Annotated in this window: 15 protein-coding genes; 10 read left to right on the top strand and 5 right to left on the bottom strand. The window is 40.9% G+C overall.

What is annotated here, in order from left to right:
- Window positions 1–172: 172 nt before the first annotated feature.
- Entirely contained in the window at window positions 173–1,741 is a 1,569-nt protein-coding gene (locus tag GY065_RS11575; protein WP_174834229.1) for a hypothetical protein, read from the bottom strand.
- 331 nt (window positions 1,742–2,072) lie between these two features.
- On the opposite strand from GY065_RS11575, the gene GY065_RS11570 reads away from it, so the two are divergent.
- From GY065_RS11570 to GY065_RS11560, 3 genes are all read left to right on the top strand, one after another.
- Complete coding sequence (locus GY065_RS11570; protein WP_025331616.1) at window positions 2,073–2,501, top strand: MerR family transcriptional regulator; 429 nt, start codon at window positions 2,073–2,075, stop codon at window positions 2,499–2,501.
- A gap of 121 nt (window positions 2,502–2,622) precedes the next feature.
- Window positions 2,623–3,147: an NAD(P)H-dependent oxidoreductase gene (locus GY065_RS11565; protein ID WP_100126116.1), complete on the top strand. Its 525-nt coding sequence runs from the start codon at window positions 2,623–2,625 to the stop codon at window positions 3,145–3,147.
- Between the two features lie 112 nt (window positions 3,148–3,259).
- Window positions 3,260–3,667 carry a GNAT family N-acetyltransferase gene (locus tag GY065_RS11560; protein WP_174834228.1) on the top strand — a complete coding sequence of 136 codons (408 nt, stop codon included), beginning with the start codon at window positions 3,260–3,262 and terminating at the stop codon, window positions 3,665–3,667.
- Between the two features lie 269 nt (window positions 3,668–3,936).
- Here the strand turns inward: GY065_RS11560 and GY065_RS11555 are convergent, their stop codons facing one another.
- From GY065_RS11555 to gyrA, 3 genes are all read right to left on the bottom strand, one after another.
- Window positions 3,937–4,578 carry a rhodanese-like domain-containing protein gene (locus GY065_RS11555; RefSeq protein WP_025331614.1) on the bottom strand — a complete coding sequence of 214 codons (642 nt, stop codon included), beginning with the start codon at window positions 4,576–4,578 and terminating at the stop codon, window positions 3,937–3,939.
- Between the two features lie 243 nt (window positions 4,579–4,821).
- Window positions 4,822–5,019 (bottom strand): (2Fe-2S)-binding protein, encoded by a 198-nt coding sequence (locus tag GY065_RS11550; RefSeq protein WP_078475503.1) that lies wholly within the window; start codon window positions 5,017–5,019, stop codon window positions 4,822–4,824.
- A gap of 167 nt (window positions 5,020–5,186) precedes the next feature.
- The gene (gene gyrA, locus GY065_RS11545; RefSeq protein ID WP_174834227.1) at window positions 5,187–7,790 is read right to left on the bottom strand and encodes a DNA gyrase subunit A; all 2,604 of its coding nucleotides are present in this window, start codon (window positions 7,788–7,790) and stop codon (window positions 5,187–5,189) included.
- A 420-nt stretch (window positions 7,791–8,210) separates the two neighbouring features.
- Between gyrA and earP the strand changes: the two genes are divergently transcribed.
- From earP to GY065_RS11520, 5 genes are all read left to right on the top strand, one after another.
- Complete coding sequence (gene earP / locus GY065_RS11540) at window positions 8,211–9,407, top strand: elongation factor P maturation arginine rhamnosyltransferase EarP (RefSeq protein ID WP_244621534.1); 1,197 nt, start codon at window positions 8,211–8,213, stop codon at window positions 9,405–9,407.
- A gap of 43 nt (window positions 9,408–9,450) precedes the next feature.
- Complete coding sequence (efp, locus tag GY065_RS11535) at window positions 9,451–10,011, top strand: elongation factor P (RefSeq protein ID WP_025331610.1); 561 nt, start codon at window positions 9,451–9,453, stop codon at window positions 10,009–10,011.
- A 139-nt stretch (window positions 10,012–10,150) separates the two neighbouring features.
- Window positions 10,151–11,536 (top strand): MATE family efflux transporter, encoded by a 1,386-nt coding sequence (locus tag GY065_RS11530; protein WP_174834226.1) that lies wholly within the window; start codon window positions 10,151–10,153, stop codon window positions 11,534–11,536.
- Window positions 11,533–12,582, top strand: a complete 1,050-nt coding sequence (murB, locus tag GY065_RS11525) for a UDP-N-acetylmuramate dehydrogenase (RefSeq protein ID WP_174834225.1) — start codon at window positions 11,533–11,535, stop codon at window positions 12,580–12,582. The genes GY065_RS11530 and murB overlap by 4 nt, the downstream gene beginning before the upstream one ends.
- Window positions 12,583–12,632: 50 nt before the next feature.
- Complete coding sequence (locus GY065_RS11520) at window positions 12,633–13,286, top strand: TetR/AcrR family transcriptional regulator (RefSeq protein ID WP_174834372.1); 654 nt, start codon at window positions 12,633–12,635, stop codon at window positions 13,284–13,286.
- Window positions 13,287–13,565: 279 nt separating this feature from the next.
- Here the strand turns inward: GY065_RS11520 and GY065_RS11515 are convergent, their stop codons facing one another.
- Window positions 13,566–14,570, bottom strand: a complete 1,005-nt coding sequence (locus tag GY065_RS11515; protein WP_174834224.1) for an MBL fold metallo-hydrolase — start codon at window positions 14,568–14,570, stop codon at window positions 13,566–13,568.
- Between the two features lie 258 nt (window positions 14,571–14,828).
- On the opposite strand from GY065_RS11515, the gene GY065_RS11510 reads away from it, so the two are divergent.
- A complete protein-coding gene (locus GY065_RS11510; RefSeq protein WP_174834223.1) occupies window positions 14,829–16,244 on the top strand; it encodes a hypothetical protein in 1,416 nt (471 codons plus the stop codon).
- Between the two features lie 310 nt (window positions 16,245–16,554).
- Window positions 16,555–17,196 (top strand): hypothetical protein, encoded by a 642-nt coding sequence (locus GY065_RS11505; protein ID WP_174834222.1) that lies wholly within the window; start codon window positions 16,555–16,557, stop codon window positions 17,194–17,196.
- Window positions 17,197–17,249: the final 53 nt, after the last annotated feature.

Raw genomic sequence — 17,249 nt, 5'->3', positions numbered from 1 at the left:
GTAAAGGAAATCACTAAGTGAGGCTGCCAGATTCGCAGGCAAAATAATTTTGATATTATTTAGCTGCTCTAATGTAGTCAGTTCTGTTTAATACGATTTTGCCTATGTAATAACATCTCTGTTAATTAATTTTATAAAGATTGCCTTAATAATAAGGCTATTAATCATTGTTTTAAGTTAATAACGTGATGATTCTGTGTTTAGTTTTTTCATCAGGTTCAATAATTGCCAGTTCTTGAATTGCGGTTTTAATTCTTTCTGACCAAGATGATCGATCCCAAGCTTCTATAGTATTTAATGCTATATTTCGGTTTTGTATTACCGGGCTATTCAAGCCGATTAATATTAAGTCTTCTCCAATACCGGGAAAATGATTGAGTTCTTGTAAAATCAAATCTAATAAATTATGTGTGTCAATTTCTGTTTCATATTCATAGATTAATGCAGGGCCTGTTGCGATTTTAGCAAAATCATATTGTTGATTAGCTAATTGAATAACTTGCTTTATTCTCGGTAATGAATCACTTAGTAGTAAATAAGGCCACTGATCGCTATGATAATTTTTTTGATGTTCAAAATGTGCTTCCCATGCATCAAAGCCATATTGTGTATAAAGGTTTGCAGCCAGCTGAAATTGTTGCGTATTATTAGTTGTCAGCGTATTTTTAAGCAAGTCTAACCATTTATCTTGCTTAATAACCTCATTTGCTTTGTTGATTATTTGATTTTTGATTTGCGTATCCCAGTTAGGATAATAATGGTTTACTTTATTAACCACAAAATCGTGTAATAACCAAACGGTTCGTAATATTTTCAGATCCGTTAAATTTGGTAGATTGAGTAAATGAGTTAAATAATTTAGACAAACTTTAGCACCAGCAGCATAGTTATGCATATCCTGAGTGGGTCCGCCGTTTATCAGCGCTTCAATAATTTCACTTGTGGAGCTGATTAATTCACTATCAATGGTTTCAAGCGCTAAAGCTTTATCTAATTCACCTGACGTTGCACAGGTGTAAGCAAGATATTCATTCATCAAACTATTTCGATAGCCGGATCTTAGTAACCAGTCTTTTGTTGATGATGATAAGGGATATGTTACTAATCGATAAATGATATGGATACGCCCCCAACCATCAATTTTTTTTGCTAATGTCAGCAAGGCATTTTCAATATCGGTTTCAGATGATAGTGTATTTTGTAATGCGCCAGCAGAATATAATGAAAATTCTTCATGCATACCAAATAACAAAAATAATTTTGTTTGTTCGGTAGTAAAACATCCTAATATGGCAATACTGAATTTAATGATTTCACGATCCGGACTATTAAGTGCTAGCCAATAAATAAATTCGTATAATTTATCAAAATCAATAATGAGTTTGGGTATTTCCTCAGTTAAATCTTCAATATAACTTAAGGTTCGTCCTGTTTGGACTAGGGTGTAAAGTGTTTCGATATCTGATTGATTAGGTTGCGCAGTTATTTTGGCGAGTAATACTAAAATTTTTTCTACACAACTTTGTTCTGCAGAGGCACTATGATAATTTGTAATTCCATCCCTCATTCTTGCTGCCTGTTTTATTTTTCTACTATCTAAGGAGTGATCAGGCAGAATTTTGGCCGTTTCGGGAAGTTTATCCGCGTTTTGATAAGGGAGTAAAAACTGATAAATACTGGTTTTATGGTTATCCCATACCAATGGAAAGTGTTGGCAATTAATATTATTCAGATATTCCATTATTTTTCAGATTTTTAATATTTTAGAGTTTTATGTATGGTGTTAATCTCTGGTAAAAATTAAGTACAGTTACCAGTACTGTCTGATTTTGCTGTGGTGGTTTGATTATACCTTAGCAATATATTAAGCATATACTTTCCTGTATTATTAGCTAAATATCTATTTTGAATTATCTTTTTTATTCATTATCAAAATTTTATTGCTATTTTTATACAGATTGATTCTTTATTTTACGCATTAAATTGGTTTTGCCTGATTTGCTATTACTTAGTCTTTAATATGAAATGATATTTTAAGTTGTTTGAGCTTTATTTTAGTGATAGGAACAAGAATGACAGAGTCACAACAATACAGTATCCGTGCTTTTGCGGATATATTCGGATTAACGCCGGCAACTGTTCGGTATTATGAAAGTCTTGGGCTGATTTCTCCGCAGCGCTCTGTCAATCAGCGTCGTTTCTATACCGAAAAGGACGTTGACTGGATGCGTTTTATTTTGCATCTGAAAAATACCGGTATGAGTATGGAACAGCTTCAGCAGTATGTGTTGCTGCGCAGTCAGGGTGATGTAACTATTGCTGAACGGCTGGAGTTGTTGTTACAGACCCGTGATGATTTTTTGCAACAGCAGGCAAAACTGCAAAAACATCTGCAGATTTTGAATGACAAGATTGAATGGTATCAGCGACGGCAGCAGGGTCTTTTATCTGAGCAGGTGAGTTTTGCTGAATATTTAATCAGCAACGGCCATAGTCTGTAATACTGTGCTCTGTCTGGCTAAAGTGCAGGCTGTACTGTAAACTGAAATTCGGATGTGTTCGGATAAGCTAATTTTTATTTATATTTAGTAATCAAACAACCAAGGGAAATAAAATGAAAAAATACTGATTATTGTAGCGCATTCTGATATTGAACATTCTTTAGTCAATAAACGCTGGATTGAAGAAGTAAAAAAATTTCCGGAAAAAATTACGGTGCATGAGCTGTATAAGTCTTATCCGGACGGTAAGATTGATGTGGAGAAAGAGCAGGCTTTGGTAGAGGTATATGGTAGTCTGATCTGGCAATTTCCGGTTTACTGGTTTAACTGCACGCCACTAATGAAACAGTGGTTTGATGATGTTTTAACCTACGGATGGGCATATGGTTCCCGCGGGACTCAGCTTAAAGATCGAAAAATCGGTTTGGCTGTTTCTATGGGAAGTTTGGAACAGGATTATCAGGCATCTTATGATTTAACGGCAGTTCTGCGTCCGTATGAAATGACTTTACATTATGTTAAAGCAGATTATCAGGGTGCATTTTCTTTGTTTGGCGCTAATACAGATGTTTCATTAGTAACAAATACCCCGCAGGCAATCAATCAAAGTGCTGCTGATTATATTAAGTTTCTAAACACATTTTAAAGTATGCTGAACCTTGAACAGGGTTATTAGTTGGTTTCATCTGTACAAATTAGTTTTTTGCTGTATCTATATGTGAAGTTAATACTTTGTTCGTTTACTGGAGGTATTATGTATGAATAATATTGCTTACCGTTCTAATATCAAACCCGAACTCGAAGAAACGCTGAATCTTTACCGAAATTGCAGCCTGGGGGAGCGGCGTCCGATTACGGATAAATCCCGTTTCCAGTCTATGCTGAATAATGCAAATTTAATTATTACAGCATGGGACGGACAGAAGTTGGTAGGTATTGCGCGCTGTTTAACTGATTTTGTTTATATTACTTATCTGGCTGATTTGGCTGTTGATGAGCACTATCAAAAGCAGGGTATTGGTAAGCAGTTGATTCGGGAAATTCAGAAAAATACTGGAGAGAATGCCGGAATTGTTTTAATTGCTGCGCCACAGGCTGTCGATTATTATGGTCATATCGGTTTTACTGCTCATACATCTGCATGGGTTTTAAAGAAACCGTTATGATAGTAAATACAGTTCGTTGCTATTGATTATTCTTTTGTCGTGCCGGGTGCCGGACAAGCAGGTTTGGCCGATAATCACAAAATAAGTGCAGAGCTATGATTGCGGATTCCTGTTTTGCTCCTGAAGGTGATATTGGTATTTGCCTGCAAGTTAATAACTTAGTATGGTTTCAATTAACAGAGAGAAAAAAAGTAAGTACGGAACTTATTCTGACTATTCATGTGAATAGTCAGAATAGATGGGTTTAATGATTTGTGCAGGTAAATGATTTATTTAACTTCGCTACCTTCAAATTCTAATCTTTTATCGTTAACAGAAACGAGATCTGCTAATTCATAAACATTACGATAGCCATATCCGTATAGATTAATAAAGGTAGGTATATTAAGGGCTAAACTGATCTTATCACGATAAGATGGCAGTCCGTTCAGGTCTGTTGGTGTTACTGCCATTTTACTGGCAAAGTTTTCCTGGTCATCTATAAAATTATTATTGCAATAAATGAGAATGGTTGTATTTTTATCTGGAATTAACTCGTATAGGCTAATCTGGTTGTAATCGGAGAAATTCAGATGAATGGCTCCTTTCAAATGCTTTCTGTCATACATTTCTTTGGATCTGGAGTCCAAAATAATAGTTTTTGAATTTTTGGATTTGGCCAAAAATTGGTTTAAAGGAAGAAGTCTTTTAGCTCTGTATTGTTTTACTTCTTCGGCTAATTTCATGTAACCATCAAAATCTATCTTGCTGCTGACTGATTTATCCTGAGCTATAAAATAATTCGATAAACGATTAACTTCAGCCTTATTAACTTTGGTAGTGGTTTTTGCAGTAGCAGGTAATGATAATGTAATTAATATCGCTAAGCTTGATGTAAGAAAATAGTGTTTTATCTGATTATTCTTTTTCATTTATTGCTCCCTTTAAGTAAAAAACAAAACATTAAACATAATAGACAAACCAAAAGGCTTATGTGTTCTTATATGCCTATTTGTTGATTTATGTAAAATATATGGTTTTGTTGATTTGGGTAGTGCAAATAATTATAAATAAGTTATCTATATTTAGTTAAAAAATAAAAATATGAAATGGTTGATAAATAAAGAATGTAGTAAAGAAAATAGCGGTTAATTATTCGTATAAGTATCAAATTTTTATGTGTTATCCGCTTTGGTGCAATTAATCTGACGATCCTGATGGCAGGAGAGGAATGAGCTGGCTAAATCAGCACAGCAGCCACAACAAGTGGCTACACCAAGCTGAGCCTGTAAATCAGTGAGACTTGAGGCGCCTGCAGCAACAGTTTCTTTTATCTGGCGATCAGTAATGGCATTGCACAGACAAACGTACATGTTTTGTCCTTTGTGTGTGTTTGGTTTCTTTTGTGGATAAAGATGATAGTGGATTTCATTATTATTATCAAGTAGTGGATTTTATGCTGTCTGAAAGCTGATTATGTTTATACCGGTAAAAATAAAGCCGACTGGGAAAGTCGGCTTTATGCTTTTAAATGTCGGAATTAATCTTCTGGTGTCTCCAGTATATCTACTTCGTTATCGCTGTTTTCTTCTGCTTCAGCAATACGTTCCAGACTGACCAGTTTTTCACCTTCATCCAGATTAATCAGTTTAACACCGGCAGCAGCACGACCAGTGGAACGGATCTGATCGACTTTGGTACGAATCAGTACACCGCCACTGGTAATCAGCATCAGGTCGTCGCTGTCGGCTACGAGTGTAGCGGCTACTAGGTCACCATTACGTTCACCGGTATCGATGGCAATTACGCCCTGAGTACCACGGCCGGAACGACGGTAGTCATCAACAGCAGTGCGTTTACCAAAGCCGTTGGCTGTGGCGGTCAGTACCAGTTTGTCGCTATCTTCTTCAGCATCATAGGCCAGCAGGCTGATTACCTGATTATTTTCAGCCAGTTTCATGCCGCGTACGCCGCGGGCACTGCGTCCCATCGGACGAACATTGTCTTCACTGAAACGGACTGCTTTACCACCATTGGAAAACAACATGATGTCGTGTTTACCGGCAGTTTTAACCGCACCAATCAGATGGTCACCTTCATCTAATCCAAGAGCGATAATGCCAGCTGAGCGCGGACGTGAAAAATCGATTAGTGATGTTTTCTTAACGATACCCTGTTCAGTACACATAAAGACGTATTCATTTTCGCTGAATTCACGTACCGGCAGAATGGTGTTAATTTTTTCACCTTCTTCAAGCTGAATCAGGTTGTTAACCGGCCGCCCACGGCTGTTGCGGCCGCCTTCAGGCAGTTTGTATACTTTAATCCAGTGGCACTTACCCAAACTGGTGAAACACAGCAGGTAGTCGTGTGTATTGGCGATAAACAGAGTTTCAATAAAGTCTTCATCTTTGGTGGCAGTTGCCTGTTTACCACGACCGCCTCGCCGTTGTGCCTGATAGTCATCTGCCTGCTGGGTTTTGATATAGCCGCCGTGAGTCAGTGTAACCACCATGTCACGTTTCGGTATCAGGTCTTCATCGGCAATATCGCCACCAAAAGTGTTGATTTCGCTGCGACGTTCATCCCCGAATTGTTGCTGGATGGCAGTCAGCTCATCATGAATAATCTGGTTGATACGAGCCGGTTTGGCAAGAATATCTAGTAAGTCGATAATATTATCAAGAATAGTTTTGTATTCATCGACAATTTTATCCTGTTCCAAACCGGTAAGACGTTGCAGGCGCATTTCTAGAATGGCCTGTGCCTGCGCGTCGGAGAGGAAATAGCCGTCAGCACTCAGACCGGTATTTTCCGGTAAATTCTGTGGCTTGATTAATTTTGCATCAATATCGCTGCGTACGAGCATGTTTTTAACCAGATCAGGACGCCATGCCCGTGAGGTTAAAGCGATTTTGGCTTCTGAAGGGGTAGGAGATGATTTAATCAGGGCAATGATTTCATCGACATTAGACAGAGCTACTGCCAGACCTTCGAGCAGGTGACCGCGTTCCCGTGCTTTACGCAGGTTAAACATGGTACGCCGGGTAACAACTTCGCGACGGTGACGCAGAAATTCATTCAGAATCTGTTTCAGGTTCAGCAGGCGCGGCTGACCGTCTACCAGAGCCACCATATTGATGCCGAAACTGTCCTGAAGCTGAGTTAATTTATACAGCTGATTAAGAACAACTTCGGTATTTTCATTGCGTTTGAGCTCGATAACCACACGCATGCCGGATCTGTCCGACTCGTCGCGCAGGTCTGAAATACCTTCGAGAATTTTATTGCGTACCAGTTCGCCGATTTTTTCGACTAGTCTGGCTTTATTTACCTGATACGGAATTTCATCAATGATGATTGCTTCGCGTTCATCATGATGTCCGATAGGTTCGATATGGGTTTTACCACGAATAATGACGCGACCGCGACCGGTACGATAACCTTCACGCACGCCTGAAAGTCCGTAAATAATACCGCCAGTCGGAAAATCCGGGGCAGGAATCAGATCGATAAGCTCGTCAATACTGAGATTTTCATTAGCCAGCAGGGCTTTGGCACCGCCTATCACTTCGTTAATATTGTGCGGCGGAATGTTGGTAGCCATACCGACGGCAATACCGGAAGAACCATTAATCAGTAATGTCGGAATACGTGTTGGCAATACCGCTGGCTCTTGTTCTTTGCCGTCATAATTCGGGACAAAGTCAACAGTTTCCTGTTCGATATCAGCCATTAGCTCATGCGCAATTCTTGTCATGCGGATTTCGGTATACCGCATAGCAGCTGCACTGTCGCCATCAACGGAACCGAAATTACCCTGTCCGTCGACCAGCAGATAACGCATGGAAAAATCCTGCGCCAGACGTACGATAGTATCGTAAACTGCTGTATCGCCGTGTGGATGGTATTTACCAATAACATCGCCGACAATGCGCGCAGATTTTTTGTAAGGCCGGTTCCAGTCGTTATTCGCTTCGTTCATTGCATACAGCACACGACGATGAACCGGTTTTAGCCCATCGCGTACATCAGGAAGGGCACGTCCTACAATCACGCTCATGGCGTAATCCAGATAGGAACTGCGCATTTCATCTTCAAGTGATACTGCTATGGTTTCTTTGGCAAAAAGTGCATCAGACATAATGGCTTTACTACTTTAGAGAGCATGGTTTATTTTACCATAATGGTGATTAGTTTCTGATTATTTTTCATGACGCAGATGATCTGGCATAAAAAACCTTGTTGTTAAAGGGGTTAAAGATATGCCCACAATATTTGTGGATAAATCTGTGGAAAATGAAAGATGAGCAGGCATAATTGCCTATAAATCAAGACTTGCATGTGCTTGCTTAAAAAATAAGCCCGAAAATAAAATTGTTTAAAAACAATTATTTAAAAAAATAAATTGCATACGTGTGGCTATTTTTGCTTTTTATAGGGTTCAGTATGCGCTGCTTAATTCATGTGGATAAAATCAGTTTGTCAAGTTTGTTTTATGGTTGACAAAAGGATAAATAGTGAGAATGTGTGAGTAAATTGTGCTGTGTGTAAGGAAATTTTAATGCATGTTTTAAATTTACCTGAAACTATGCTGTCGGATGAGTCTATGGCAGAGGCTTGGGTATTTGTACGGGTAATTGATAATTATGGTGATGCGGGCGTAGGCTGGCGGCTAAGCTGTCTGCTGGCTGAATATATGCACATGCATGTGCGTTTGTGGATTGACGATACTGATGCACTTAATAAGTTAGTGCCGGCATCGGAACAACAGACACAGATTACTATCGAAGCATGGCAGAGCGATGCCATAATGCAGCAACAGCTGTCTGCTGCTGCCGATCCGGTACTGGTAATAGAAACGTTTGGTTGCGAGCTCCCGCCTCAGGTACTGGAGAGAATGAGTCAGTGCCGGCCATTGTGGCTGAACTGGGAGTATCTGACCGCCGAAGACTGGGCGGTAGGTTTACATGCTATGTCATCGTTGCAGCCTAATGGTCTGGAAAAATATTTCTGGTTTATGGGTATTGATGCGGACAGTGGCGGTTTGTTACGGGAACCGGATTATCTGGCTGAGCGGGAAAAATTCAGACAACAGCCGAAGCTTCAGCAAGCATTCAGGCAGGAATATGGTTTGCCGTTACAGCATACAGGGCAGTTATGGCTGGTATTTGCTTACACTTCCGGTCAGTGGGCACAATGGATGGCTATGTGGCAGCAGGCGGATACGCCGGTAACGTTGTGGCTTGCCGGCGGACAGGTCATTGAAAGTTTACGTGCGGCAAAATTAATTGCACCGGAGGAGCTACAGCAGGAAGGGGATATCTGTGAGCTGGGGAACGTGACGCTGGTACGTATTCCGTTTGTGCCACAGGCGGCCTTTGACCGTTTGCTGTGGCTGGCAGATGCGGCTATTGTGCGCGGTGAAGACAGCCTTGTCCGGGCATTATGGGCAGGATTGCCGTTTTTCTGGCATATTTACCGTCAGGATGATGATGTCCATCTGCAAAAGCTGCATGCATTCTGGTTTAAGGCGATGCAAGGCTGGCCGGCAGAGCTCAGACAGGCATTTACTGTTTTGTCGGATGATCTGAACGGAGCAGGGGCTGTGAGTTCGTTAAAACGTGAACAGGCATGGCGGTATTTGTGCGTGCATTGGCAAAATTGGGTAAAATCGGCTTATGCGTGGTCAGAAATGCTGCATGCGCAGGACAATGCGCTGGAAAAACTAGCCAGATTCAGCCATCTTCCGTTAAAATAATATACTTATTATTTACTGAACATTTTTGGAAGTTAGATTAAAGATGAAAACCGCACAAGAATTGCGCCCGGGTAATGTATTTATGGTGGGCAATGATCCGATGGTTGTGCAGAAGTCCGAATACAATAAATCCGGTCGTAATGCTGCCGTGGTAAAAATGAAACTGAAAAACCTGCTGACTGGTGCTGCTACAGAAACGGTTTATAAAGCCGATGAAAAATTTGATGTGGTAGTGCTGGATCGCAAACAGTGCACTTACAGCTATTTTGCTGATCCGATGTATGTTTTCATGGATGATGAATTCAATCAGTATGAAGTGGAAGCAGAAAACATCGGCGATGCCATCAAGTTTATTGTAGACGGCATGGAAGAAAAATGCGAAGTAACGTTCTATGACGGCCGCGCTATTTCTGTAGAACTGCCTACTATTATCGTGCGTGAAGTGGAATATACTGAACCGGCAGTAAAAGGTGACACTTCTGGCAAAGTAATGAAAAATGCACGTTTGGTAGGTGGTGCCGAGATTCAGGTAGCTGCTTATATTGAAAATGGCGATAAAGTGGAAATTGATTCACGTACTTTTGAATTCCGTAAACGCGCTTAATTGATTTTCTTGCTGGCAGGCTGTCTGAATGATTTCAGGCAGCCTGTTTTATTGTTGGCATCGCAGCAGTAAACTGCCTGATGAATGTGATGATCTACGGTATTTTGTTGTTTGTATTGTTTAATTTTGTAGGTGAAACATGTTGTTTGAACTGAATCAGCACGGCCGGGGCGAGTTGCTGGCTGAATGTCGCAGATTGCTGCGGCTGGCGTTGCCGATTCTTATTGCACAGGTAGCGCAGGTAGGTGTAGGCGTAGTCGATACTGTAATGGCCGGTCATGCCAGTGCCAACGACCTGGCCGGCGTGGCTCTGGGTTCGAATGTATTTATTACGTTGTATATTACTTTTCTGGGAGTGATGACGGCATTACAGCCAATACTGGCACAGTTATACGGTGCCGGTAAAACAACGGAAATCGGAGAACAGGGACGGCAGGGAATATGGTTCGGACTGTTTCTCGGTGTTCTGGGTATGCTGTTGCTGTGGGCAATGATTATACCAATGCAGCACTGGCTGAATATGGGTGCATATGTGGATGCAGTATTTGGTCAGTTTGTATTTTATATTGCACTGGGTATGCCGGCAGCGATGATTCACCGGGCATTTTATGCTTTTGCCTCTTCTTTAAACCGCCCCAAATCTATTATGGTGGTGAGTCTGATTGCACTATTGCTGAATATTCCGCTTAATTATATTTTTGTCTACGGAAAATTCGGAATGCCGCAGATGGGAGGAGCCGGCTGTGGTCTGGCCTCAGCTATCTGTTTCTGGCTGAATGCCATTGCACTAGGCATATATATTATACGGCAGCGGTATTTTGCACCTTTTGCTTTGTTCGCGCGCTTTGAGTGGCCGCGCTGGCGTACACAGGCTTCTTTGTTGCGTTTGGGTATTCCGATCGGAATGTCGTTTTTTCTGGAAGTGAGCCTGTTTACTTTTATTAGTTTGCTGATTGCCCGTTTCGGGGTCACTCAGGTGGCAGCGCAACAGGTAGTAATCAGTATTACTTCTTTAATTTATATGTTGCCGCAAAGTGTGGGCATTGCGCTGGCTGTATGTGTGGGTCAGGCAGTCGGAGCACGTAACTGGCAGCGTGCCCGCTTTGTTTCCGGAGTAGGGTTATGTATGGGTCTGCTTGGTGCCTGCTTTACCGGGATCATGCTGCTGCTGTTCCGGCATTTCTGGGTAGGCTTATATACAGCTGATCAGGAAGTGATTTTATTGGGCGGTACGCTGTTGATTTTTGCAGCAGTTTTCCAGTTGTCTGATGCTACACAGACAATTGCTTCCTATGCCTTGCGCGGCTATAAGCTGACTAAGATTCCGATGGTGATTCATGCATTCAGTTTCTGGGGGCTGGGTCTGGGTTTCGGCTGTCTGTTTGGTTTGTATTTCGGTATGGCGCTTTATGGTTTCTGGCTGGCTCTGGTGCTGGCATTGACAGGTGCGGCTGTGGCACTGGTGTGGTATCTGCACCGGAAAAGTGAAAAATTTATGCTGACAGATGCAGAAGGCAAATCATGATAAATGTGATTGAACATGCAGATTTACAACCGCTAAATACTTTTGCTCTGCCAGTGCGGGCACGCTGGCTGGTCACATTAACGAATACTGAACAGTTGCCGGATATTTTGGCACTGCCTCAGTTTGAACGGCAAAGTGTGCTGTGGCTGGGTGGCGGGAGTAATATTTTGTTTTGTAAGGATTATCCGGCACTTGTGGTGCGTGTGGCTAATCGTGGTATCAGGCTGGTGGCGGATGATGGTAAACAGGTTATCGTAGAAGCTGCGGCCGGTGAAAACTGGCATGAATTTGTTCAGTACACGCTGGAACAGGACTGGTGCGGCCTGGAAAATCTGAGTCTGATTCCGGGTACAGTAGGGGCGGCACCCGTACAGAATATCGGCGCTTATGGTGTTGAAGTACAATCCTGTATTGAGGCTGTACAATGTTTTGACCTTGAAAGTCAGCAACTGTGCTGGCTTAGCCGGAATGAATGCAGCTTTGCTTACCGGGACAGTGTATTTAAGCATGGCCAGCAAGGACGTTATGTCATTGTGGCGGTACGGTTTGTATTATCCCGCAGTTTTACACCACAACTGCATTATGGTGATTTAGCTCAGGTGACCACAGAGCTGGCACAGGGGCAGCCTTTAACAGCCAGTATCGTTGCACAGGCAGTTTGCCGTATCCGCCGGCAGAAGCTGCCTGATCCGCGAGTGCTTGGCAGTGCCGGCAGTTTTTTTAAAAATCCTATTGTGGCGGCTGAACTAGCAGAAAGCCTATTAAAACAATATCCGGCTTTGCCGCATTATCCACAGTCTGACGGGCAGGTAAAGCTGGCAGCAGGCTGGATGATAGACCAGTGTGGCCTGAAAGGTTATCAGCTTGGCGGTGCGGCAGTTCATGAACAGCAGGCTTTGGTGCTGGTTAATAAAAAACAGGCCAGCGCGGCCGATGTAGTTGCTCTGGCTAAATATGTTCGTAACTGTGTAGCACAGCATTTTCAGGTATTGCTCGAACCGGAACCGGTCTGGCTGCCGGAAATTTTGCCGCATGCGGCTGGTTAAGAGAATATCTGTATGCTTTGCTCGGTGATAAACTGCATAATCAGAAAGAAATTAATATGGTGAAAGAATCACGCCCCAATACGTATAACCGCATTATTGATGCCAGTCTGAAACTGTTTAATGAAGAGGGTGAACGCAACATCAGCACTAATCATATTGCTTCTTTTCTGGGTATCAGTCCGGGCAATCTTTATTATCATTTTCGTAATAAAGATGAAATTATTATGCAGTTATTCAAGCGCTACAGTGAGAAATTACTGTGTTATCTGCAGCAGGTCAGTCTGCCACAGGACACAGAAGCGATTAAGAACTATATGCTGGGTGTTTATGATGTAATGTGGCAATACCGTTTTTTATTCAGCGATTTAAATGCAATGCTTTCACGCAGTGCCGAATTATTGGGTGAACACAATAATTTCACCCGGGTTCGTGTATCACCGCTACTGCAAAGTCTCTTGCAGCAACTGACTGATATCGGTTTTATACAGACGGATGAAGTTGCTCGCAAGGAAATGGCGGTGAATATTTGGCTGATAACCAAATACTGGTGTGATTATGACAATGCCTTGTATGAACGCAAACTGACTGAAGCTTCTAAATTTCGTGGTACCCACCAGACTCTGACTCTGCTGAGACCTTATGTTACTCCTGCCTACCGGGAAGAATTCAGTCGCATGATGAATGATTTGCATAATCAGGTGTGAAAATAAAAATAAATAAAAGTTGGTTTAGCTTACACAGAATTTTAAATGCGATATTTTTACCAGTATTTCATTTGTTCAAGTTAAGAAACTATACTATTTCTGCACGCATATTTATAAAGTTGTACTGATTACTACGGCAATGAATTGGTTAGTCCGTATTTCAGATGTAGCAGACTGAAATTTAAATAAAATTAAAGATAATATTTTTTATTTTGCAATCTGTGAGTTCCGTTCGGAACGATATGCTGGGGATGAAATTTCTTATTATTATTATTTAATTTAATCAGGAATAGGGCGGCTGGCTCCCATTTTGATACTTTCAAAACGGCTGTTGTCCAGCTGCTGTTGTACACAGGCCTGAGCTAGTAGCTGTGGTGGTTCATCTATGGGTTCATCTGCCAGTTCGAATGCACCCCAGTGCATGCCAACTGCCTGACGGCATTGAAGTATTTGAAAAATCGTTACTGCCTGATAAGGATCTATGTGCTGATTATGCATAAACCAGCGGGGTGCATAAGCTCCTGTCTGGATTGCAGCCATGTCTATCGGGGCAAATCGCCCGGCAATCTGCCGGAACATCATCTCACTGAAACCTGTATCTCCGCTGAAATAGGTAGTACTTCCCGCGGCTGTCTGCATTATCCAGCCACACCACAGAGTATGATTGCGGTCAAAAATGCCGCGCTGGCTCCAGTGATGTGCCGGTACAGCATGAAACCGGATATCTTTTATTGTTATTTGTTCCCACCAATCCAGTTCAATGACATTACGTACGCCCATACGTTCCAGTTTATTTTTCAAACCTAGGGGAACAACGGCAGTTATGGACGGAAAACGTTCGGCTAACTGGCGGATACTTGCCTTATCCAGATGATCGTAATGGTTGTGTGACAGTGCGATAACATCTACTGAAGGCAGCTGGGCAATACTTGCTGCAGGCTGAGTACGGCGTTTGGGACCGGCAAATGTTACTGGTGATACCCGCTGTGAAAATACTGGATCGGTAATAATGGTACATTGCTGCAAACGTATCAGCAGTGTGGCATGGCTGATCCACCATAGCCGGTTGCCGCTCAGTGTAAAGTCCGGTTGCTGATACCAGTCGCTCGCAAAACGCTCATATCCGTTTTGCGGTGGCTTAGGCAGATGATGAATATGCCTTTCCCAGTTCCAGCGACAGACTTCCAGGGGTTTGATAACTGTAGGTTCCAGATTGCAGAAACCATAAGGCGTATGGTGACTTTTAGCCGGGTTGTAATATGGGTTTCTTTTCTTAAATAACATTATCTGTTGTCTTTAGCTGATACAGCTACGGCAATATATTATAAGTTTAAGTGCTTTAATGCTGTTTGCTGGAATTATTTTAACTTAATTATAAATCATTCAGGTAGGATATACCGAAATTGTGACGATGGGATAATGTTATGCACAGAATGAAATCAGGATAGCAGTAAAGGCATTTGTCTGTTTTGTTAACGAGTGTTAATATGCGCCTTTTGTATTTTATCATGCGCCTACTTTCGCGCCTCTGGAGATCGATAAATGAAAAAAATTTTACTGGTCTTTTTATGTCTGTTGCTGACAAGCTGTACATTACCGGTTAAACCGGAGGACAAGTTCAAAACCGGTGATTATGTAGGCGGAGTGAAAGTTTTGGCTAATAATTTCAACGCTAAGGCTAAGAAGCTTGAGCAAAAGAATAAGCCATGGAAAGAAAAGGATATTCTGTATTTGCAAGTTACCGTTGGCGGTCTGGTGGAAATGGCGCAGAAAAACATTCAGCAGTCTGCCGTTTCTGATTATGAATTACGGATTAAAAGCTATCAGCTGTTACTGGCGATAAAAACCGAGCTGGAAGATAAAAGTTACAGCCCTTATCTTGAAAAGTATTTAAGTCTGTATACAGTAGACGGTCTGAAAGAATCCCTGGCTATACAGTTCTATCAGCAGGCTAATGCAATTGTGGCTGCAAACAGTGCTGATTATTTGCGCAAGGCTAAATTATACCGCCAGGGCTATGAATATTTTAATTACAAGGATATTAAAAAGCGCGCTGATGATAATCAGAATATGTATTATAAAACTGCTGCTCAGGAATATTACACCGAAGCACAGGCTAATGTCAGAGACAAAAATTATAAACAGGCAGCAGATAATTTCCGCAAAGCTCATGATGTTTATCTGCCTTTGGGCAATTATAAGGACAGTGCCAAATTGGCCGCTATTTATGAAAAAAAATGGCGTACTGCTGAGGCGGAAGGTCACTACCAGCAGGCGCAGGGTATTGTGCGCAAAGCAAGACTATTGAGTGAATACCGGCAGGCAGCGGCATTGTTCCGTGCGGCCAGTAATGTGTACAGTCCTTATGGTAACACCTATAAGGATTCTGCCAGACAGGCAGATGTATATGAACGTAAAGGGCAGGTACAGATACTTATCCGCGGAAATGACTATCTGGCTTCCCAGATACGTTCCGTACTCCAAAAAAGCTATGTGAGCTTTGTAAACAGCCCGGCATCAGCTAATCTGGTGATTGATGTAAGTATGGGCCGCGGTCATTTTCAGCAGTATAAGGATAATATTCAGACCAATGATAAATATGAAAATCTGAAAGTGGGTACAAAAAAGGTAGCTGATGAAAATGGTAATATGATTGAGCAATCTGTTTATGAAGATTTTTATTTCAAACAATATAGTGTGAAGACAATTAATGAAGCGGTAACGAATGCTGAGGTGCACACAAGCGGATTGTATGAATTAAACCGCAGCTACAGTGGGAAAAGTACTTCATCACAAACCTATTACTGGTTTGACGGACATGTTCCCAGAAAATATACGGCATATACAAAAGGTACATTGCTTAGTCGTGATGAGCAGTTAGATGAGGCACGTACTAATCTTTGGTCTCATATGCGCGGAGACATTGCTGAAATGAGCAGAGCACTGGCAAATCTATAGTTGTTTAAAAACTATTTTTAATTGTCAGACAGCAGGAATTACTATGGATATTTCAAATATTAAAAAACAAGATACTATATAAGGGGGAATACAAGTCTTGATATCAAATTCATCTTGAAGAACTGGATGTTAATAGACAAAATCCGTGGATTGATGTTTTGTATAAATTTGGCTGAACAAATATGTTGAGCTGGAGCTATAAAAAAGCAATAAAGTGTACCTTTAAACTATATCCCAAACATACAGAAAACCATGATCATTATTTGCACGTTCAATTTTATAACATGAAGAAAGTTAAGGAAATCAAAGAATGAAATACTTAATTTATCCGATTATTATCTGTTTTATTGTGTTTGGAAATGTTAATAAGGCAATTGCAGATACTATAAAAAATGAACTTAAGCATTATAAAAAAATAGACTTACCTTATTCATCAAATGAAACAACTGAATATTATTATTGGAAAGGTGACGACTATGTTTTATATATATCTCCAAATCCTAAAATACCAATAAGGTTCTCAGCTAAAGAATACGCCTATACACCCAAATTAGTTAGATTTTCTTATAAAAATTCTTTTTATTATCCTGCGATTTATTTTAATTATAAAAATATTTTATATAAGGGTATTATTTATATGGTCTATGGAACATATGGCGATGATGCAATATTTTTCTTTCAATTAAATAGTTATGATAAACAAGGAAATTTTATTGATGCTATAACATTAGATGAACGGCTAAATGCTGAAGGTGAAGCATTATGGTGGAGTGATTTTAAAATACAGGCCGATGGACGAATAACAGTAAATAAAATGGAGCAAATGCTTATTGATGATAATGGTGATAACTTAAAAGCAGGTGATATTCATGTTTTAGCAAAAATTGAATATCAGATGGGTAGTTCTGGTACTTTTAAAAAAATCAAAGAAACAGTTATCCGTCAAAGATAAAATCAAAAATATTTATTTGATTAACTCAATTTATTTTATAACTAAGGAGAGGT

Source organism: Snodgrassella sp. ESL0323, from assembly GCF_013346865.1.
Taxonomy (GTDB): domain Bacteria; phylum Pseudomonadota; class Gammaproteobacteria; order Burkholderiales; family Neisseriaceae; genus Snodgrassella; species Snodgrassella alvi.
The sequence above is the reverse complement of the archived record's forward strand: the minus strand, read 5'-3'. Positions and strand labels throughout refer to the sequence as shown.